Source organism: Nocardioides sp. NPDC051685, from assembly GCF_044453405.1.
GTDB lineage: Bacteria > Actinomycetota > Actinomycetes > Propionibacteriales > Nocardioidaceae > Nocardioides.
The window spans coordinates 39,725-60,510 of the sequence record NZ_JBITCR010000004.1 but is presented as its reverse complement, the minus strand read 5'-3'; the positions used below and the strand labels follow the sequence as shown (position 1 = coordinate 60,510).

General features: G+C 70.5%; 15 protein-coding genes. 5 read left to right on the top strand and 10 right to left on the bottom strand.

The window, feature by feature from the left end; all coding sequences use genetic code 11:
- Positions 1-5: 5 nt before the first annotated feature.
- Together ACIA03_RS13115 and ACIA03_RS13110 are read right to left on the bottom strand one after the other, a co-directional pair.
- Positions 6-1,535, bottom strand: a complete 1,530-nt coding sequence (locus ACIA03_RS13115; protein WP_396983868.1) for a Re/Si-specific NAD(P)(+) transhydrogenase subunit alpha — start codon at positions 1,533-1,535, stop codon at positions 6-8.
- A gap of 203 nt (positions 1,536-1,738) precedes the next feature.
- Positions 1,739-2,734 carry a DUF2332 family protein gene (locus tag ACIA03_RS13110; protein ID WP_396983017.1) on the bottom strand — a complete coding sequence of 332 codons (996 nt, stop codon included), beginning with the start codon at positions 2,732-2,734 and terminating at the stop codon, positions 1,739-1,741.
- A gap of 114 nt (positions 2,735-2,848) precedes the next feature.
- Here ACIA03_RS13110 and ACIA03_RS13105 point away from each other — a divergent pair, with 114 nt between their 5' ends.
- Positions 2,849-3,934 carry a citrate synthase gene (locus ACIA03_RS13105; protein ID WP_396983015.1) on the top strand — a complete coding sequence of 362 codons (1,086 nt, stop codon included), beginning with the start codon at positions 2,849-2,851 and terminating at the stop codon, positions 3,932-3,934.
- A gap of 136 nt (positions 3,935-4,070) precedes the next feature.
- Here ACIA03_RS13105 and ACIA03_RS13100 read toward each other — a convergent pair whose 3' ends face one another.
- The gene (locus ACIA03_RS13100) at positions 4,071-5,072 is read right to left on the bottom strand and encodes an aldo/keto reductase (protein ID WP_396983013.1); all 1,002 of its coding nucleotides are present in this window, start codon (positions 5,070-5,072) and stop codon (positions 4,071-4,073) included.
- Positions 5,073-5,174: 102 nt separating this feature from the next.
- Here ACIA03_RS13100 and ACIA03_RS13095 point away from each other — a divergent pair, with 102 nt between their 5' ends.
- A complete protein-coding gene (locus ACIA03_RS13095) occupies positions 5,175-6,029 on the top strand; it encodes a helix-turn-helix transcriptional regulator (RefSeq protein ID WP_396983011.1) in 855 nt (284 codons plus the stop codon).
- Here ACIA03_RS13095 and ACIA03_RS13090 read toward each other — a convergent pair.
- Positions 6,001-7,200, bottom strand: coding sequence for a glycosyltransferase (locus tag ACIA03_RS13090; protein WP_396983009.1), 1,200 nt, complete (start codon positions 7,198-7,200; stop codon positions 6,001-6,003). The two genes, ACIA03_RS13095 and ACIA03_RS13090, sit on opposite strands and share 29 nt — an antisense overlap.
- Positions 7,197-9,299, bottom strand: a complete 2,103-nt coding sequence (locus ACIA03_RS13085) for a glycosyltransferase family 39 protein (RefSeq protein WP_396983008.1) — start codon at positions 9,297-9,299, stop codon at positions 7,197-7,199. The genes ACIA03_RS13090 and ACIA03_RS13085 overlap by 4 nt, the downstream gene beginning before the upstream one ends.
- A 334-nt stretch (positions 9,300-9,633) precedes the next feature.
- Here ACIA03_RS13085 and ACIA03_RS13080 point away from each other — a divergent pair, with 334 nt between their 5' ends.
- The 3 genes from ACIA03_RS13080 (at position 9,634) to ACIA03_RS13070 (ending at position 12,687) form a co-directional block, all read left to right on the top strand.
- A complete protein-coding gene (locus ACIA03_RS13080; protein WP_396983006.1) occupies positions 9,634-10,977 on the top strand; it encodes an FAD-dependent oxidoreductase in 1,344 nt (447 codons plus the stop codon).
- Positions 10,978-11,098: 121 nt separating this feature from the next.
- Positions 11,099-11,905, top strand: coding sequence for a class I SAM-dependent methyltransferase (locus ACIA03_RS13075; RefSeq protein WP_396983004.1), 807 nt, complete (start codon positions 11,099-11,101; stop codon positions 11,903-11,905).
- A 32-nt stretch (positions 11,906-11,937) separates the two neighbouring features.
- Positions 11,938-12,687 (top strand): Clp protease N-terminal domain-containing protein, encoded by a 750-nt coding sequence (locus ACIA03_RS13070; RefSeq protein WP_396983002.1) that lies wholly within the window; start codon positions 11,938-11,940, stop codon positions 12,685-12,687.
- Positions 12,688-12,766: 79 nt separating this feature from the next.
- On the opposite strand, the gene ACIA03_RS13065 is transcribed toward ACIA03_RS13070, so the two are convergent.
- The 5 genes from ACIA03_RS13065 to ACIA03_RS13045 form a co-directional block, all read right to left on the bottom strand.
- A complete protein-coding gene (locus ACIA03_RS13065; RefSeq protein ID WP_396983000.1) occupies positions 12,767-13,654 on the bottom strand; it encodes a dioxygenase in 888 nt (295 codons plus the stop codon).
- On the bottom strand, positions 13,654-14,706 hold the full coding sequence (locus tag ACIA03_RS13060) for a maleylacetate reductase (RefSeq protein WP_396982998.1): 1,053 nt from the start codon (positions 14,704-14,706) through the stop codon (positions 13,654-13,656). The genes ACIA03_RS13065 and ACIA03_RS13060 overlap by 1 nt, the downstream gene beginning before the upstream one ends.
- A 27-nt stretch (positions 14,707-14,733) precedes the next feature.
- Entirely contained in the window at positions 14,734-16,524 is a 1,791-nt protein-coding gene (locus ACIA03_RS13055) for an FAD-dependent oxidoreductase (protein WP_396982996.1), read from the bottom strand.
- Positions 16,525-16,678: 154 nt separating this feature from the next.
- Entirely contained in the window at positions 16,679-16,948 is a 270-nt protein-coding gene (locus ACIA03_RS13050) for a hypothetical protein (protein ID WP_396982994.1), read from the bottom strand.
- A gap of 213 nt (positions 16,949-17,161) precedes the next feature.
- Positions 17,162-20,659 carry a BTAD domain-containing putative transcriptional regulator gene (locus tag ACIA03_RS13045; RefSeq protein ID WP_396982992.1) on the bottom strand — a complete coding sequence of 1,166 codons (3,498 nt, stop codon included), beginning with the start codon at positions 20,657-20,659 and terminating at the stop codon, positions 17,162-17,164.
- Positions 20,660-20,786: the final 127 nt, after the last annotated feature.

The following is a 20,786-nucleotide window of genomic DNA, read 5'->3' as shown; positions in this document are numbered from 1 at the left end:
GTCCCTCAGGCCTTCCGGAACATCGAGAGCATGCGGCGGGTCACGGCGAAGCCACCGAAGATGTTGATGCTCGCCAGCAGCGTGGCGATGCCCGCGAGCACCAGGACCACGTTGTCGGCGACGGTGAGCTGCAGCAGGGCGCCCACCACGACGATCCCGGAGATCGCGTTGGTCACCGACATCAGCGGGGTGTGCAGCGCGTGGTGCACGTGACCGATCACGTAGAACCCGATCACCACCGAGAGCGTCAGCACGGTGAAGTGCCGGGTGATCTCGGCCGGGGCGACCGCGTTGAGCAGGAAGAGCGCGAGCGCGCCGGTGCCGACGAGCGCGAGCTTCGCGCCGGCGGAGAGTGGCTTCTGAGTCTCCCTGACCGCCACCTCGGCGGGGGCGGCCGCGGCCGGAGCCGCGGAGACCTGCACGGGCGGGGGCGGCCAGAGCACGCCGCCGTCGTGCACGACGGTCAGGCCGCGCTGGACCTGGTCCTCGAGATCGAGAGCGAGTACGCCGTCCTTCTCCGGCGTCACCAGCTTCATCAGGTTGACCAGGTTGGTGCCGTAGAGCTGGCTGGACTGCGCGGGAAGGCGCGCGGGCAGGTCGGTGTAGCCGATGATCGTGACGCCGTTGGGCGTGGTGACGACCTCGTCCTTGACGCTGCCCTCCACGTTGCCGCCCATCGCGGCCGCCATGTCGACGATGACCGAGCCGGACTTCATGCTCGCGACGTCAGCCGCCGTGATCAGCTTCGGCGCCGGGCGTCCCGGGATCAGCGCGGTGGTCACGATGATGTCGACGTCGGCGGCCTGCTCGGAGTAGATCTCCGCGGCCCGCTGGTCGTAGGCCTCGGACGTCGCCTTCGCGTAGCCGTCGGTCGACTCCTCGACCTCGACCTCGACCTTCAGGTATTCACCACCGAGCGACTTGACCTGGTCGGCGACCTCCGGACGGGGGTCGGTGGCGCGCACGATCGCGCCGAGCGAGCTCGCCGCGCCGACCGCGGCCAGACCGGCCACACCGGCACCGGCCACGAGCACCTTCGCCGGCGGCACCTTGCCTGCCGCGGTCACCTGGCCGGTGAAGAAGCGGCCGAAGTGGTGGGCAGCCTCGACCACTGCGCGGTAGCCGGCGATGTTGGCCTGGCTGGAGAGGATGTCCATGGACTGCGCCCGCGAGATACGCGGCACGGCGTCCATCGCGAAGGCGTCGACCTTGCGGGCGGCCAGGGCGTCGAGGAGCTCAGCGCTCTGTGCCGGCGCCAGCGGGGCGACCAGCGTGGCACCGCTCTTCAGCAGCTCGACCTCGCCGACCGAGGGCGCGTTGACCCGGAAGACCAGGTCGGCACCCCAGGCGTCGGCGGCCGTGCCGATGCGGGCGCCGGCCTCGGCGTACGCCTCGTCCTTGAAGCTGGACGCCTCCCCGGCGCCACCCTCGATGACGACGTCATAGCCCAGGCCGGTCAGCTGTTTGACCGTCGCGGGTGTTGCCGCCACCCGAGTCTCCCCAGGCTTCGTCTCTCGGGTCACTCCGATGAGCATCCTCGGCTCCTTCGTCTGCTTCGCGGTGTCTTCAGTCTCCAGCATGGCGGGGTTCCGGTCAGCCGATCTGCGTGTGACCGATGGACGACCGACAACCGAACCGGAACCCCACCGTGCTGGTTACCGGCGAGTAACGGTAGGGCAGATCGACAGGTGGACACCAGGATTGGCCGTTTGTATCGGTCCAAGACCTGTGGTCTTCCTCACGGCCTCACGGCTGGCGTCCAGCCGAGTGCCGCGCCGTGGCCCTGGAACCAGCCGACCGCTCGTCCGTCGACCGCAAGACAGAAGTGATCTGCGGGCAGCGGGCTCGGCACCGCCGCGGCGAGGGAAGGAATCACCCGCGGGCCTTCCAGGCTGATCCAGTGGCAGCGGCCGGCCGCGACGAGCGTACGCATGCGGTTCTCGATCTCGACGCGATCGCGCTCGTCCAGGTAGGCCACGGCGGCGCTGTGATGGACCACCGGCGTGCCGCCCGAGGCGGCGGCGACCTCGAGCGCGCTGTCCAGCCGGTCGAGCATGTCCCCGACGATGAGCTGGGGTGGCTCGGCCCGGGTCACCTCGATCGCCGCGGCGAGGCGGTCGTGGCGCTCGTCGTGGCCCGGCCAGATCAGGGTGAGCAGCCAGCTCATGTCGTCCGGGGCGGTGACGTCGAGCGGGTTGAGGTCGACCCCGACGCGCGCGGTGATGTGTGGGTGTCGTCCGGGGACCGGGACCGGCCCGACCACCGGGACCCGGAGCGTCGGCCCACCCGATCCGCCGAGCTCGCCCGCGCCGTCCCAGACGTAGTCGTAGCGGTCCGGGTAGAGACACAGGCCGGCGCTGGCGCCGAGCTCCACCAGGGCGAGCGGCCCGTCCCCGAGCATGCCGAGCGCCGGGGTCAGCGCCGCCAGCCGGGCGACCTCGTTGGTCTGCGTACGCCGCGCCAGGATCGTCTCGCGCACCGCCGGCCACTCCGGCCCGAGGAGCATGGCCCGGAGCTCGTCGTAGGGACCGGGGTCCAGGCCGTGCCACCTGGCCGCGGCGAAGACGAGGTTGGCCTGCTGCTTCACCGTGGGCAGGTCGCTCAGCACCCGGAGCACCTCCGGGTCGTCGGCGACGGCGCTCGCCCAGGCGTGGTAGCAGGGCGAGGTGGACATCTCGGCGGCGTGGAGCCGATAGCTCTCCCGGATGTCGGTCAGGTCGTTCAGCGGCAGCATGGCGTCTCCTCCTGGAACGGGTCGAGAGCCCACCGTGCCGCCGCCGGGCCCGGCCACGCGATGTCGATCGAGTCGACATGGCGGCGGGGCCGGTCCATGGGCGAGAGTGAGGTCGTGACGGAGTGGATCACGACCCGGGAGGCCGCCCAGCGCCTCGGGGTGAAGCGCACGACGCTCTACACCTATGTCAGCCGCCGTCTGCTCACCCGGCGTCGCAGCGGCGGCGAGAGCCTGTTCGACCGCGCCGAGATCGACGCGCTGGCCAGCACCCGTCACCATCCCGGCTCCCCGCTCGGCGTGCTGCCGATGCGTGCGGTCCGCTCGAGCGTGAGCGAGGTACGCGAAGGGGAGTTGTTCCTGCGCGGTGTGCCGCTGGCCGACCTGGCCGACGAGCCGTGGGAGGAGGTCGTCGATCTCGTTCTGGGCTCGGCTCCTGCAGTCGCCGTCGAGGTGCCGGCGCACCTGACCGCGCTGCCGCTCAACCGCAGGCTCTCCGCGCTGGCCCAGTGGGCGGGATCCCGCGGCGACTGGGTCGGGCCCGCTGCGGCTGCGGGCGTCGCCAAGGGGCTGCTCGGTGCGGCACCCGCCGCTCTCGGCGGTCAGACGGAGCCGGACCGGCCGCTTGCCGACGCGATCTTCGCCGCCGTCGCCGGGCGCTCCGGCAGCCCGTGGGAGGTGGCCACGCTCAACACCGCACTGGTCGCGCTGGTCGACCACGGCCTGGCCGCCTCGGTGGTGGCGGCCCGGGTCGCGGCCTCGGCGCGGGCCTCGGCGTACGACTGCCTGGTCGCCGGCTATGCCGCGCTGTCCGGGCAGCTGCACGGTGGCATCGGCCCGTCCGCCCTCGGGGTGCTCAGGAGCGGCGCCCCCGACGAGGCTGACGACGCGGGGCGGCTGCCCGGTTTCGGGCACTGGCGACACCCCGAGGGCGACCCGCGAGCCGACGCGATCCTCGCGCGCCTCGCCCTCGTCGACGGCTCCGCGCCGACCCTGGCGCGCCTGGACGAGATCGCATCGCGGACCGAGCGCCGGCCGAACATCGACGGCGCGCTCGCCGCGCTCGTCCTCACCTGCGACCTGCCCGACACTGCCGCCGAGGTGTTCTTCCAGCTGGCACGTACGGTCGGCCTCGCCGCCCACGTCGTCGAGGAGTCAGGCGAAGACCCCCTGCGTTGGCGCGCTACCGACCCCACCCCCTGACCCCGCCCCGCGAAGAGTCGATTCTTGACGCCGAGGAGTCGATTCCTGACAGCGAGGCGTCGGTTTTCGGGCAGAAACTGACGTCTCGCCGTCAAGATTCAACGTCTCGGTGTCGAAAACTGACGCTTCGGCGGGGTCAGCGTTCGCTGTCGAGTTGGGTCATGAAACGGGTGGGGTAGCGGTCGCCGCGGGCGGCGCCGACCGGGACGGCGGCGTCGATGCGGGCTCGGTCCGCGGCGTCGAGCGTGACCGCGTTGGCGCCGGCCATCGACTCGACCTGGCTCACCCGGCGGGAGCCGATGACGGGGACGATCTGCTCGCCGCGGGCGGCGACCCAGGCGATGGCGAGCTGCGCGAGGGTGATGTCCTTGGCCGCGGCGATCTCCTCCAGGGTCACCAGCAGGGCGCGGTTGTGGTCGAGGTTGTCGCCCTGGAAGCGTGGCATGTGCGCGAGCGAGCCGCCGAGGGCGCCGCTGCCGCCGATCAGGCCGCGGCCGAGGACGCTGTACGCGGTGATGCCGATGCCCAGCTCGCGACAGGTCTCGAGGATGCCGTTGGTCTCGATCCCCCGGCTGAGCAGGGAGTACTCGATCTGCACGTCGCTGATCGGGGCCACCGCGGCGGCGCGCCGGATGGTGTCGGCGCTGACCTCGCTCAGCCCGATGTGGCGTACGTATCCCGCCTCCACCAGCTCCTGGATCGCGCCCACGGTCTCCTCGATCGGCACCTGCGGGTCCAGGCGAGCGGGGCGGTAGATGTCGATGTGGTCGGTGCCGAGCCGCTGCAGCGAGTAGGTCAGCGAGGACCGGACCGCCTCGGGGCGGGCGTCGAAGCCGGCCGGCATCCCGACCGGGGTCAGCAGCGCGCCGAACTTCACCGAGAGCACCACGTCGTCGCGGCTGCGCTCGCGCAGCGCCCGGGCGATCAGCATCTCGTTGTGCCCGGCGCCATAGAAGTCGCCGGTGTCGATGAGGGTGCCGCCGGCGTCGAGGTAGGCGTGGATGACGCGTACGCCCTCGTCGTCCTCGACCGCGCCGTAGGCGCCGGACAGGCTCATCCCGCCCAGCGCCGGGGAGGTGACCGTGGGACCGTTCTTGCCGAGCTGTCGGCTGCTGAAGGTGATGTTGTGGGTCGTCATGCCATCCAGCCTGCGGCGCGCGACAGGCCGTCGGCAGGCACGACGCATCCAGGGACGAGTCGTCCCTGGATAACCGGCCACCCTCGACGGAGGATGGGGAGCGTGACCGACCGCCGCGAGCTCGCCGACTTCCTCCGCCGTCGCCGGGCGCTGCTCCGGCCCTCGGACGTCGGCCTCCCGGACGGGTCGCGGCGGCGTACGCCCGGGCTCCGCCGGGAGGAGGTCGCCTCGCTCGCCGGGGTCTCGACCGACCATTACACCCGGCTGGAGCAAGCACGCGGGTCGGCGCCGTCGGAGTCGGTCCTCTCCGCGATCGCGCGGGCGCTGCAGTGCGATCTCGACGAGCGCGACCACCTCTTCTATCTCGCCGGGATGACACCGCCGGCACGTCGGGCGAGCCACTACGTACGTCCCGGCCTGATCGCGCTCGCCCGCCGCCTGACCGACATCCCGGTCGTGATCTGCACCGACACCGGCGAGATCGCCTGGCTCAACCCGCTCGCCACCGCGCTGCTGCCGCGCCTTCCCGAGCGACCCGGCCGCGACCGCAACCTGGTGTGGCGCTGGTTCACCCAGCCCGACCACCGGCCGGCGCCCCGGGAGGACTGGGACCGGATGTCGGCGAGCCACGTGATGGACCTGCGGGCGACGTACGCGCGGCGGGCCGGCGACCCGGACATCACCTCGCTGGTGCACGACCTGCTCGCGGCGAGCGAGGAGTTCCGCGGCCTGTGGGAGCGCCACGAGGTGGGCGTGCGGCGTGCCGACCTGAAGACGTTCATCCATCCCGAGGTCGGCGCGGTCACCGTACGCTGCGAGGTCCTGCTCACCGAGGAGGCCGACGTGAAGCTGCTCGCCTACTTCCCGGCCGAGGGCACCGACGCCGCGGAGAGGCTCGAGCTGCTCCGCGTCATCGGCACCCAACGGCTCACCCGCGCGGACTCATCACCCACCTGAGCGCGACGAAGCGGATCAGCGTGGCCGTGGCGTTGGCGGCCACGAGCACGACGACCTCGATCGTCCGCGCGGGCGTCGGCGCGGCCAGGTGCAGGAGCGCGAGCGATCCCGAGGTCAGCGCCAGCCCGACCCCGAAGGCCGCCAGCCCGGCCACGTGATGCTTCACCGCACCCTGCCGCGCAGTGATCCCGAAGGTCAGCCGGCGGTTGGCCGCGGTGTTCCCGACCGCGGTCACCAGCAGGCTCACCAGGTTCGCGGCCTGCGCCCCGGTGGCGGTGCGGAGCAGCACGTAGAGGAGCAGGTATGCCAACGTGCTCAGCACCCCGACAGCGCCGAACCGGATCACCTGAGCCGCCAGGCTCGGGCTCCGGACGGGCCCGGGAGGACGTACGCCGCTGAGGTCGATCCGGCCGCTGACCAGCCCGAACAGCAGTCTCCTGATGCCGGCCAGGTCATCCTTGACGGTCTTGACGATGTCGACGCGGGAGTCCGGGTCGTCGACCCAGTCGACCGGGACCTCGTGGATGCGCAGGCCGGCCTCGGAGGCGAGGACCAGGACCTCGGTGTCGAAGAACCAGCTCTCGTCCTCGACCAGCGGGAGCAGCTTCTCGGCGGTGTCGCGGCGGATCGCCTTGAAGCCGCACTGGGCATCGGTGAACTCCGCCGACAGGATCCCGCGCAGCAGAAGGTTGTAGCCCTTCGAGAGGAAGTCCCGCTTCGGGCCCCTCACGATCCGGCTGCCCTTCGCCAGCCGGGTCCCGATCGACAGGTCGGAGTGGCCCGACAGGAGCGGCGCGAGCAGCGGCGGGAGTGCGGCCAGGTCGGTGGACAGATCGACGTCCATGTAGCCGACCACCTGGGCGTCCGAGGAGGACCAAGCCGCCTTGAGCGCTCGTCCGCGGCCCTTCTCGTCGAGATGGACCGCGCGTACGCGGGTCAGCTCGGCCTCCAACCGCCGGGCGATCTGCCAGGTGGCGTCGGTGCTGGCGTTGTCGGCGATCGTGATCGTCGTCGAGTAGGGCAGGTGCCCGAGGTAGTCGTCGAGCCGGCGGACCGAGCTCTCCAGGCCCTGCTCCTCGTTGTGGACCGGGATCACCAGGTCCACCGCGGTCCTCACCTGGGTCGGCGCCGGCGCCGCGCCGCTCGTCGCGGCGCTCTCGCTCGTCCTCATGCGCCCGCCTTCGGCTGGGTCAGGTCGTAGACGGTGGTGCCGTCGATGTCGGTCGAGGTGAAGTTCTCCTCGACCCAGCTGCTGATCTCGGTCGACACCGACGACTCACGGTTGCCGGGACCGGCCTGGCCTCCCGCCGGCATCTGCGCGTTGCCCGGGAGCTCCATGCCCGCCGGCAGCTCGAACGTTCCCATGCCGCCGGGGCCACCGCCGGCGATGTAGTAGTGGATCTGGCCGTCGGCGACGTACTCCTGGAACTGCTTCAGGGTGATGCTCGGCGCCGAGCCGTTGAAGCCGCCGATCGACATCACCGACTCGCCGCTGCCCAGCTGGTAGCTCGCGGCGCTCGTGGAGCTGGTCGTCGCGGCCGCCCAGCGGTACGCGCCGGCGTTCGTACGCAGCGCCTCGGCCAGCTCGTCGCTGATCTCGTCGCCGCCGAACATCCCACCTCCGCCGCCGAGCCGGACCAGCTCGGGGCCCTGGCCACCGTTCTGGCCATTGCTCGGACCGCCGTTCTGGCCACCCGGCATCGCCGGCATCGCCTGGCCACCGGGACCACCCCGCATCCGCACGGGGCCGCCGGGACCCCCGAGACCGCCGGGACCGCCGCCGCTGTAGGGACCGGCGGTCACGATGGAGCCGGTGTGCGGGGTCCCGATCGTCTGGATCGCGTACGCCGCCGGGCCGATGCCCACACTCACCGCCGTCGCGGCCAGCACCGCCACCGCGGACCAGCGCCCGAGCCGCTCGAGCCGGTCGAGCCGGTCGACCACGGTCAGGCCGGCAGCGGCCACGAGACCGAGGATCAGCACGAACCAGCGGAGCGTGGCGTACGGCTGCTGGTCGGACTGCCCGAGGAGCACCCACGCCCAGGCGGCGCTGGCCACGAGGGTGACCGCGAGGACGATCCGGGCGGCGACGCCCGCACGGTCCCGCCAGACGACGGCGGCGCCGATGACGGCAGTCGCGGCGATCCACGGAGCCAGCGCGACGACGTAGTAGTCGTGGTAGATGCCACCCATGAAGGAGAAGACCAGGCCGGTGACCAGCATCGATCCACCGGTGAGGAGCAGGGTGGCGCGGGTCAGGTCGGTCCGCGGTGCCTTGCGGAGCCACACCAGTGCCGCGACGAGCAGGATCAGCGCGGCCGGGAGGAGCCAGGTGATCATTCCGCCGGAGACACCCTGGAAGAGCCGCAGGATCCCGGCGGCGCTGCCGAAGCCGGCGTTGCCGAGCCCGCCGTAGTCGCCGCCGTTGATCCGGCCGATCCCGTTGTAGCCGAGGGCGAGCTCGAGCACCGAGTTGTTCTGCGAGCCGTCCATGTAGGGCCGCCACGACTCGGGGACGAGCTCGAAGATCGCGATCCACCAGCCGGCCGCGAGCAGCATCGCGCCGAAGCAGTAGACCCCGTGCAGGACCCGCTTCAGGAACGAGCCGGGTCCGGCGATCAGGTAGACGGCGGCGATCGCCGGAATGATCAGGAACGCCTGCAGCATCTTCGTCAGGAACCCGAAACCGAGCAGTACGCCCGCCAGCACCAGCCAGCGCGCCTTGCCGGTCTCGATGGCTCTGACGGTGCAGAACCCGGCTCCGACCAGCAACAACACCAGCAGCGCGTCGGGGTTGTCGAACCGGAACATCAGCGCGGCCGCCGGGGTCAGCGCGGTCAGCGCACCCGCGGCGATCGCCGCCGGCCACGGCGCGACCTTCCGGACCAGCGCGAACGTCAGCCCCACGGTCGCCACGCCCATCAGGGCCTGCGAGACCAGGATGCTCCACGAGGACAGCCCGAAGAGGCGTACGGACAGGCCCATCACCCACAACGAGGCGGGCGGCTTGTCGACGGTGATCGCGTTGCCGATGTCGAGGGAGCCGAAGAACCACGCCTTCCAGCTCTGCCCGCCGGCCTGGGCGGCCGCGGCGTAGAACTGGTTGGCGTAGCCGGACTCCGAGAGCGTCCACAGGTAGCCGAGCGCGGTCAGGCCGAGCAGAACGAGAAGGGACGCCCGCTCAGGGGTCGGGCGCCATGGTCGTCGGAAGGTGGCAGCCCCGGCGTCTTCAGGCGCCGAGCTCGCTGCTGGATCGAGGGTTGCGGTCATGGAGCACAAGGTTTGGCGCGGTGCCTGTGCTCCACCCCCGCTGGACCTGTGACTGACCTGTGTGCATTCTTGACTCCGGACGATGCCGAGAACACCATCGGATACAGGGTCTGCGGCCATCGCCCCCGCGAAGCACACCAGCCCCGTTCAGGCTCGACGACGCGCCGTACGTGTTGGAGATCACTCCCCGACATCCACACAAAACGAGAACACGTTCTAGGGTTGAGCGTGAAACCCACGTACGCCCACGTAACCACCTGGTGGAACGGATTCGGAGGGTTCCACGCCCCCCTTTAGGCTTGCCTTAGTACTCCACGGAAGGTTGAACTCCCTTATGCGTGACATCCGCGTTGCGATCGTCGGTGCCGGCCCGGCCGGCATCTACGCTGCCGACATCCTCACGAAGGAGCACCCTGGTGCGCGCGTCGACGTCATCGAGCGTCTGCCTGCTCCCTATGGCCTGGTTCGCTACGGCGTGGCTCCTGACCACCCGCGGATCAAGGAGATCATCAAGGCGCTCAAGCGCGTCCTGAACCAGGACAGCATCCGGTTCATCGGGAACGTCGACTTCGGCACCGACCTCAAGCTCGACGACCTGCACCGGTTCTACGACGCCGTCATCTTCGCCACCGGCGCGATGGCCGACCGCGAGCTCGACATCCCGGGGATCGACCTGCCCCAGTCCTACGGCGCGGCCGACTTCGTCAGCTGGTACGCCGGCCACCCCGACGTCTCCCGCGAGTGGCCGCTCGACGCCGAGGAGGTCGCCGTCCTCGGCGCCGGTAACGTCGCGCTCGACGTCGCCCGGATGCTGGCCAAGCCCGCCGACGAGCAGCTGGTCACCGAGATCTCCGACAACGTCTACCAGGGCCTGAAGAAGAACCCGGCCAAGACGGTCCACGTCTACGCCCGCCGCGGCCCGGCGCACATCAAGTTCAGCCCGATGGAGCTGCGCGAGCTCTCCCACTCCCCGTCGGTCGAGGTCGTCGTCGAGGAGGAGGGCTTCGAGATCGACGAGGCCGGCGAGAAGGCGATCCAGAGCCACAAGGCGACCAAGCTGGTGGCCGACATCCTCCTGAAGTACATGGAGGCGCCCAGCGCGGGCAAGCCGCACAAGATCGTCATCCACATGATGCAGAACCCCGTCGAGATCCTCGGCGAGGACGGTCAGGTGGTCGCGCTGCGCAGCGAGAAGACCGAGTACAACGGCGACGGCACCGTCTCCGGCACCGGCGAGTTCACCGACACCCCGGTCCAGGCCGTCTACCGTGCCGTCGGCTACCTCTCCGAGGCGCTCCCCGACGTGCCCTTCGACAGCGAGAACGGCGTCATCCCCAACGCCGGCGGCCGGGTCCTCGACCTCAACGGCGAGCAGATCAACGGGACGTACGTCACCGGGTGGATCAAGCGCGGACCGGTCGGCCTCATCGGCCACACCAAGTCCGACGCCAAGGAGACCATCGACAACCTCCTCCACGACCTCGACAAGCTCAAGCCCGCCGAGCACGGCTCGCCCGCGGCAGTCCTCGAGCACCTGTCCGGCAAGGGCGTCGAGTTCACCACCATCGAGGGCTGGGAGAGGCTCGACAACCACGAGCGCTCCCTCGGTGAGGCCCAGGGCCGCGAGCGGATCAAGGTCGTCCCGCGCGACGAGATGATCAAGATCTCCAACAGCTGACGCACCACGTACGCAGCGGGCCGGTCATCCAATTGGATGGCCGGCCCGCGCCGCATTTGAGCGCCCATCAAGTCGTCAACCAAGAGTTGACGAACGCCCTGCGTCAACCTAAGGTTGACGCATGGCGCCCCGTGAATCCGACCCTGCACACCGACAGCGGCAGATGGCCGAGTCGTTCGGCGTTGACGCCGATCGTTACGACCGTGCCCGGATGGCCTACCCCGACGAGTTGATCACCCGGATCACCGAGCTCTCCTCGGGGCCCGATGTGCTGGATGTCGGGTGCGGGACCGGGATCGAGGCCAGGCAGCTTCAGGCGGTCGGCGCGAGCGTGCTCGGCGTCGAGCCGGACGCACGGATGGCGGCGTACGCACGTTCGCGCGGGCTCGTCGTGGAGGAGTCGCGGTTCGAGGACTGGGATGCCGCGGGGCGTACGTACGACGCCGTCGTCGCGGCGCAGGCGTGGCACTGGGTCGACCCGGTTGCCGGTGCCACGAAGGTGAGGGAACTGCTGCGTCCGGGCGGGCTGTTCGCAGCCTTCTGGAACGTCTATGAGCCGCCCGCGCCGATTGGCGACGCGCTTCTCGAGGGCCTGAAAGCGGTCGTTCCCGACCTCCCTCTCGGCCTGGGCGCCATGAAGCAGGCGGACAGGACGTACGAAGAGGGTGCCCGGCAGGTCGGCGAGCGCTTCGTCGAGCTCGGCGGGTTCGCCGAGCCGGAGCCGTGGCGATTCTCCTGGTCGCGTGACATCACGCGCGAGGAGTGGCTCGACTTCGTGCCGACGCAGGGCTTCCTCACCCAGCTCTCCGGCGAACAGTGTGCGCCGGTGCTGGAGGTGGTCGGTGCGGCCATCGACGACCTCGGCGGGACGTTCACGCTGAACACCGTCACGGTGGGCGTCGCGGTCCCGTTCCGGCAAGTTCCATGACCCGTCACTTTCGATCGACCTAGGAGAAACGCATGACCAGCACCCCTGACCCTGCCCTCAAGGCCGTACGCCTCGACACCCTGATCGACTCGATCAAGAAGGCTCGGACCGAGCCCCTGGACCAGCTGGCCGACGCGATGGTGGTCTCCGAGCACCTGGGCGAGGTGGCCGATCACCTGATCGGGCACTTCGTCGACCAGGCTCGCCGCTCCGGCGCCTCCTGGACCGAGATCGGCACCCGGATGGGGGTGACGAAGCAGGCAGCGCAGAAGAAGTACGTCCCCAAGGCCGGCGACCAGTCGCTCGACCCGAGCGCCGGGTTCGCGAAGTTCACCCCACGGGCCCGCACGGTGGTGGTCTCGGCCCAGGCCGAAGCGCGGAAGGCGGCGAACGCCGAGACCGGCGTACCGCACCTCGTGCTCGGTCTCCTCGCCGAGCCCGAGGGGGTCGCGGGCCACGCGATCAGGGCCCAGGGTGTGACCCTCGAGACGGTCCGCGAGGTGGCGACCGCCGCCACTCCGGAGCCCTACGGCGAGGTCGGCGAGATGATCCCGTTCACGGCCGACGCCCGCAAGGTGCTCGAGCTGACCTTCCGCGAAGCGCTCCGGCTGGAGCACTCCTACGTCGGCACCGAGCACATCCTGCTCGCCCTCCTCGAGCACGAGGGCGGCGCCGGGATCCTCCACGACGCCGGTGTCGACAAGGAGGCGACCGAGCAGAGCATCACCTCGATCCTCGACTCGCTCGAGGTCGACTTCGCCGACCCCGACGTCACGCAGTAGCCGCCGACAGGGCTACCTGATCCGAGGTCCCTGACGTGCTGGGGCAACACCCCTGTGTCCCGAGCACGCCAGGGACGTTTCAGGCGCCCGTGGGCGCGAGCACGATGTCGAAGCGCACCTTCGACCAGGTGCCGTCGACGGCACTGCCGTCCGGGGTCGGGGCGCCGGCGGCCTGCCGCTCGAACTTCTTGATCAGCGACTCCTTGACCCCGAAGACGGTGTCCTTCCAGCCGATCGGGTCGCCCTCGGGGAAGATGTGGGTGACCAGCGGGCGGCAGCCCTCGTGGGTCACCATGAAGTGCAGGTGCGAGGCCCGCAGCGGTGAGCGCCCGACCGCGGCCAGCATCTTGCCGACGGGGCCGTCGTCGGGGATCGGGTACGGCGTGGGCGTCAGCCCCCAGAACCGGTAGCCGCCCTCGGCGTCGGTGAACAGGTGCGCCCGAGCCGCCCGCGCACCGGCGTCGCGCTGGACGTCGTAGAGCCCGTCCTCGTCGGCCTCCCAGACCTCGATCCTGGCTCCGACCAGCGGTTTCCCATCGGTGTCCGTTACCGTGCCGGAGACCCAGCAGGGCTCACCCGGGGCCCCGAACGCCATGTCCCCGCCCAGCTCGATCGCCGGGGAGTCCTCCACGAAGAACGGCCCGAAGACCGTGGCCTCGGTCGCGTCGGCGTACGCCTCGTTGTTGATGTTGATCGTCTGCATCGAGGCGCCGAGGGTGTCGGAGAGGAGGATGAACTCCTGGCGTACGTCGTCGGTGATGTGGCCGGCCTTGGTCAGGAAGTCGATGGCCGCGCCCCACTCCTCCTCGGTCAGGCGTACGTCGCGGATGAAGGCGTGCAGGTGACGCGTCAGCGAGACCATGACCTCCTTCAGGCGCGGGTCCTCGCAGGCGTCGAACGACGCGACCACGGTGTCGACCAGGGTCTGCTCGACCGCCTGCTGCTCGGGTGAGATCTCGGTGGCCATCAGCTCTCCTCTCCCGACCACGCCGCGATCAGCAGCGCGGTCAGGTTCTCCTCGGTGACCGGGGTCGGGTTGTTGGCGGGGATCGCGGCCAGGATCGGCGCGACCGCCTTGGCGATGCCGTCCTCGGGCATGCCGTAGTCCTCGAGCGCCTTCGGCGCCGCTAGCTTGGTACGCAGCCTCGCGAGTCCTTCCACGGCGCTCGGCGCCCCGAACGCAGCTGCCATCCGCGCCTCCGCCTCGGGGGCGTTCGGCGCGTTGAAGGCGAGCACGTGCGGGAGCACGACCGCGTGGGTCTGGGCGTGCGGCAGGTTGAACATGCCGCCGAGCACGTGGCAGATCTTGTGGTGCATCCCCGAGCCGGCGGAGGTGAACGAGACCGCCGCGAGGTAGGCACCGTAGAGGGTCTGCTCGATCCCCTCGATGCTCGCGCCGTCCGCCGCGACCAACGGCAACCCGCCGGCGAGCCCGCGGATCCCCTCGGCGGCGTTGACCTGGTCGATCGGATCCACGCGCGGGCCCCACATCGCGTCAACGCAGTGCGCGAGCGCGTTCAGCCCGCTGGCGACGGTCATCTCGCCGGGCAACGTGGTCAGCAGCGCGGCGTCGTAGACGACCGTCCGTGGCAGGACGCGGGCGTCGATGCCGGTCGTCTTCGTCTCGCCCGAGGTCAGCCCCCAGACGTTGGTCGCCTCGGACCCGGCGTACGTCGTCGGGACCGCCACGATCGGCAGCCCGGTGGTGAGCGCGACGGCCTTGGCGAGCCCGGTGGTCGAGCCACCGCCGACGCACACCAGCGCGTCGACGGCGGCCTCGCCCGCTCGCTCGCGAGCCCGCTCGGCGACCTCGACCGGGACGTGCATCACGACCTCGTCGTGACGCAGCGCGACCGGTACGTCGGCGGTCACCCGGGCGGCGAGCTCGGCCTCGCGCGCACCGGCGATGACCATCACCCGCCGCGCCCCGAGCTCGTCGATCTCTGCTGCCACCGCAGCGGGCGCCTCGCCGGTGGCGAAGCGGACCCGCTGCGGCAGCGACTCATGCGTGAACTTCATGAGACTCCCCCCGCTCAGCCCGGACGATCAGGCCTTGCCCAGCAGCGTCGCGACCGCCTCGCCCAGCGCGGTGCCGGGGTCCTCGGGGAGCGACATGGCGCGCCAGGCGATGTGCTTGTCGGGGCGGACCAGGATGGCGCCCGACTCCTCGACCTCGCGGAGCTTGGCCCAGTCGAAGTAGAGGTCGGTCACCGGTCGGCCGGGGCCGATGACGACGGTCTCGAGTGGGATCCCGAACTTCGTCCGGGCCGCTTCCGCCGCGTCCTCCCAGGCCTCGCCGGCGACGCCCGTGATCAGCGTCCACTGTGTGTAGGGGGCGAGGTCGAGCATCGCGTGCTTCTCGACGTTGTCCCCGACCCAGGCGTGCGGCAGGTGCGCACCCGGAGAGGTCGACATCCGGTGGTAGAGGTCCTCGTCGTCGGTCGGCGCGGGCCGGGTGCCGTCGGAGAGGATCGCGTTGGACTCGTAGAACTGGCCGAGCTCGACGCCATGCGCGTTGAACTCGTAGTTCTTGCGCTCCATCGCGGTGACGAGCGCGGCCCGCTTGGCGGCGCCCTCGGGGGTGTTGGCCTTGCGCTCCTCGATGGCCTTGGCCATCTCCTCGCCCTCGAGGCCGACGACGCCGAGCGCCTCGAAGAGCTCACCGAACTCGCGCGCGGACTGGTTGGCGCGGGTGACGATGCGCTTGGCGACCGGGGCACGCTCGGCGGAGTAGGACTCCAGGAGCGACGGCTCGGCGTAGCCCTGGAGCACCGCGGCGAGCTTCCAGGCCAGGTTGTAGGAGTCCTGGATCGAGGTGTTGGAGCCGAGGCCGTTCGACGGCGGGTGGCGGTGGATGGCGTCGCCCGCGCAGAAGACCCGGCCCTTCTGGGCGTGGGTCGCGTACATCTCGTTCACGCCCCACAGCGAGTAGCCGGTCACGTCCGGCTCCAGGTCGGGCATGCCGAGCAGGTCGCGGATGACCTTGACCGCGTACTCCTCGGTCAGCTCCGGCGGCGGCTGGTTGATGTCGTAGCCCCACACGATCAGCCACTCGTCCCAGGGACGGACCATCCGGACCAGGCCGGTGCCGATGCCGCCGACGTTCGAGCCCGGCTGGATGACCCAGTAGAGGACCGACGGGCGGTGGTCGACGAGCTCGGAGAGGTCGGCCTTGAAGGTGATGTTCATCGACCCGGCGATGTCCATCGCCCCCTCCATCGGGAGGTCGATGTCGGCGCCGACCTGGGTGCGGGCGCCGTCGGCGCCGATGAGGAACTTCGACCGGATCTTGTACTCGTGGCCGGTCAGGCGGTCGCGGGCGATGGTGGTGACGCCGTCCTCGTCCTGGACGTGGCTCAGGTATTCGGTCGAGAACCGGGTCTGGGTGCCGCGCTCGGTGGCGGTGCGGACCAGGATCGGCTCCAGGTAGGTCTGCGGGATGTCGACGGTCAGGCACGGGCTCGCCAGCTGGTAGTCGGCCTCCCGGTCCGGCCGGGTGCCCCAGGTGCGGATGCGGCCGATCTCCTCGCCGGCGATGCTGGTGCAGAAGACGGTGTCGCCGACGAGCTCGTGCGGCGTCGCATCGGCGAGGACCTTCTCCTCGATGCCCAGGTCGCGGAAGATCTCCATCGCGCGCTGGTTGGTGATGTGCGCCCGCGGGGTGTTCGCGGTCCAGCGGTACTTCGTGATCATGATGTTGTCGACACCGAGCTCGCTCAGGAAGAGCGCGGCGGACGCGCCGGCCGGGCCGGATCCAACGACGAGGACGTCGGTGGTCACGACATCCTCGGTCTCGGGGACCTCGGTCTCCTTCTGGCCGTCGTCGAAGACTGGCATGTTCCTCACCTTTCCGAGACCGCGGCGGGGTGTGGGATCGCGGTCTCGAAGGCGAGTCTTGCGGCCCGCCCAGGCCCCTTCAAAGGTGGGGTCGCGGGTTGGCGGAAATGCGTACGCGATCCAGCGACCCTGGGATCGGGCCCCAAGAGCCCGCTCAGCGGAGGAGGAGCGGGTGGTCGTTCAGGTACGCCGCCCTCCGCACCTTCAACATCGTGACGATCTGGTCGATGTCCATGGACGCGGTGCTGGATCCCACGGCGTCGTCGACGGTTTCGACGCAGCGCGTGGCCGGGTCGGGGATGGGAAGGACAGGGTGCGCGTTGGCGGTCGCGGGCGCAACTGCAGACATGATGGTCAGTACGCCCGCGATGGCGGCGGTAGTGGCGAAGGTGGTCGCGGCGCGACGGGTGTTGGCGATGTTCATAACGTCTCCCTTGAGTTGTGGGGCGGGTGGCCCCGGTGTGGATCTCCGTTGTGACATCAGCGGGTATCGCAGCGGTCAGGGCTCGGTATCGCGCCGGTATCGACCACGTTGACGGCATCAGTGCCCGGTGCAACTGGGGAGGTGGGTATTGGCGTGCTCGGCCACTGACGGTGGACGGCTCGGGAGAGCTAGCGACCCTTCACGATGGCAGTCTCACTTGTCGCGCCGCGATGCCCGCCCGAGCGCATCCGTCAGGGCCACCACTGCTCGCTCGATGGGCTTGGCACCCATCTCCCGGGCCAGTTGAAGGGCCCGCTCGAGCATGGCGTCCGCCTGGCTGGACGGCCCCGTTCTCGCTGTCGCCTCGGCGCAGCGCCACGAAGCGACGGCCTCCTCCCAACCCCAATGGGCGCTGGCGCACTGGTCGAGGGCGGTGTGCCAGAGATCGACCTCGTCGTCGCTCCGTCGACAACGAGCCGATTCTGCCTCGAACAGCGCCCGCAGCTCGGGTTGGGCTGCGAACGGATCCCAGGGAAGCAACTCTGCTTCCTCGAGCAGCTTCTCGAGCAGGCGTTGTCCGCGACCTGTCGACCCGGTTCCCGAGGAGTCGATCGAAGCCAGGTCCGCAGCGGCCCACGCACCCAACCGCAGCAGGTCGGCGGCCGTGTCCGGGTCGCTCTGGTCGAGGTGGAGATGGTCGAGGACCACCTGTCCCGCCTGCTCGGGTCTGTCGTGGCTGATCAAGTGCACCGCGCGGGTGCTTGCGCCGTTCAGGCCGACCACGGACAGGAAGTCCGGGATCAGTTCCTCGGCGCGGCGCATGTGCTGGTCCGCTTCGTCGAGTCTCCCCAGCCGGCAGGCGAGTTCACAGCCCAGCAGCCTGGCGGACACACCGGCGTCCTTGGCGAGCCGAGCGGCGAGAATCTCCCGGAGCGAGTCGCGCGCTCCGGCCAGGTCCCCTTCGCACAGGGCGGCGTCCGCAGCGATGATGGCCATCCAGGCTCCGGGGACCGGTGATCCGTGGGCGGCGACATCGCCGTAGGCCGACCGTGCCACGCGTCGAGTCTCCCGCGGCCATTGCGCAAAGATCGTCAGCGCCCACCCGGTCCGACCGAGCAAGGCGGGGTCGCCGATGGACAGCGCCAGCTCGTGCGCCCGCTCGGCGTCGCCCCGCTGTGACGCGTGGGTCATCGCGCGGGCGCTGCCGAACACGGCAAAAATCTGGGCTTGTAGACCGATGGCTTGCGCGAGGTCCGTACCGCACCGGACGGCGGCCTCGAGTGCCTGCTCGGCATGTTCAGCGGCCGCTGGCAGTCCTCGCCATGATTCGGTCTCGGACAGGAGGCTCAGCGCCCGGACGTATTCCACGCTGTCGGGGAATGCCGATGCCAGGTCGACCGCCTCGCGGATTTCGACCATGGGCCGTTCCGAGGTGTGTCCGGAGGTGAACACCGCGTCCCACCACAGGCACAGGATCGTCGAGGCCAGGAGGGGGTGCGTGGCTCGATCGACCAGCATGCGGGCGCGGTCGAGCCAGTCGTACTCCGCATCGAAGTCGCCCGTCAACGCGGCCACCTCCGCCGCGCGGGTGAGCAGGAGGACCTCGTCGCCGACAGCCCGCCGGGTCGGCTCACCGGCCCTCGGCAGGAGCTCGATGACGCGCCTCAGGTGGGTCAGCTGCTCGGGGAAGACGCGCAGATGCTCCGCCAGCCCGGCCGCCGTCAGCGAGCAACGGACCGCCTCATCGACGGCACCCGCCCGTTCGTGGTGCAGGGCGAGGTCTCCCCAGCGGCGCATCTCCCCGGCCGGCGAGCCGCTGGGCGTGGTCAAGGTGCCGGCGATCGCCGCATGCAACGGAACGGCCTGCCCGGGGAGGAATGTGTCGTAGAGGACCTCGGCCAACAGCGGATGACGGAACCAATATCGGTCATCGCGGTCGACCCTGACCACTCCGACGGCGGTCGCCTGCACCAGGCACCGGGACAAGGTCTGGCTGTCGAGTGCGATCACACCCGCCATGACGGCGTACTCGTCGAACGTCAGCGGTCGGCCGGCGACCGAGAGCAGTCGCGCGACCTCTTGGGCATCCTGGCCGAGCCGGCGCCACGCGGCCAGCAGCGCGTCTGCCAGGACGTCGGGGAGGGCCGCCGCAAGGGCTTCACTGCCCATGTCGAGGTCCTGCGCCAGCAGCTCGGTGAAGTACGCATTGCCCAAGGACCGGCCGTAGACCGTCTCCAGCAGTTTCAGGCTCGGCCTGGCGCCGAGCAGCGCCTTCAGCTGCTGCTCCGTCTCCTCGACCCTCAGGCGGCGGAGCCGCAGGTCCCGAACTCCGGGGAATCTGCGAACGTCGGCCAGCCACCCGTGCAGTCGATGGCTCGGATCGAGCTCCTCGTCGCGGACCGTCGCCATGACGACGAGGTCCTGGGCATCGAAGGTCGCGATCAGGTAACCCAACAGATCCAGCGACGAGACGTCGGCCCACTGCAGGTCGTCGATCACGAGCAGAACGGGGCCGTGGGTCGCCAGCCGGACCAGACCCCGCGCAATCTCCGGAAGGAGGCGTTGGGGCTCCTCGTCCGGCACCCCGACGAGCGAGGGGAGGACCGAGTCCAGCCGTGGCGCCACGGTCAGGAGGTCAGCCCGGGCTGTCGTCGATGCATGCGCCAACCAGGCTTCCAGGGCCATCGCGAACGGAGCGTACGGCGACGAGGCAGCGCCGAAGCGCGTGCACCGCCCCCACAGCACGTCGTACCCGAGATCCCGCGCCGTGTCGGCTGCCTCAGTGACCAACCGTGTCTTCCCGACGCCGGCCTCGCCATGGACGATCACGGCGCCCGGGGAGCCGTCGATCCCTCGTCTCAGCAGCTCTCCCAGTACCTGCAGCTCCTCCACCCTTCCGGCCAGCCGACGGCCCGGGGGCGCCCCGGGAATGGGTGGGGCGATCCGCGGTGCCCGTGGCCGGGGGGTCGCGCTGACGGCAGCAGCCTGGAGGTCCGTGTCATGGTTGAGGATGGCGGCTTCGAGGCGCACCACCTCCTCGCCCGGATCCAGCCCGAGCTGGTCGGACAGGAGGGCGCGCAGGCGCCGCAGGGTCTGCAGGGCCTCCGCCTGCCGATCGCTGCGGTACAGGGCGAGGGCCAGCTGCGCCCATCGGCGCTCGCGCATCGGTGCAGCGTCGACCATCGCTCGCGCTCGGGGGACGATCTCGCGATGGCGGCCGGCGCGAAGCTCGCCTTCGATCAGCAGCTCCTCGGCGTCATGTCTCAGCTCCTCGAGGCGCGCTGCCTCCTGCCGGCCCCGATCCCAGTCCTCGAGCTCGGGGTAGGCAGGCCCCCGCCACAGGCCCAACGCTGACTCGAGCAGGTCGCGCGCCGCAGCCCAGTCGTCCTCGAGGAGCGCCCGAGCCTGCTTCAGCAGTTCCTCGAACCGCTGGGAGTCCAGGGTCCCGGCCGGCACCGTCAGTCGATACCCATTGGGCACGGTCCCGATCGCGTCCGCTCCCAGCAGGCTGCGCAGGCGCGACACGCAACCCTGGATGTTCTTGGCAGACGAAGCCGGCGGTCGATCCCCCCAGAGAATGTCGGCAAGGCGGTCCACACTGAAGGCCTCACCGGGTGCCGTGGTCAGGGCGGCCAGGACCAACCGGTCACGACCACCGATCCGACGCGAGTCGCCGTGCACGCTCAGGGGACCGAGGACCGCGATCTCCACGTCCCAACTGTCGACCGCGCCCGAGCGGGCGTCAAGGTGGAGCGCCGCGCGCCCTTGGCGGGGCCTGCGTCGACGTTCGCGGCAGCGGCGCGGCCGAGCAGGACTTGGTCGGCCACTCGAGGAGTGG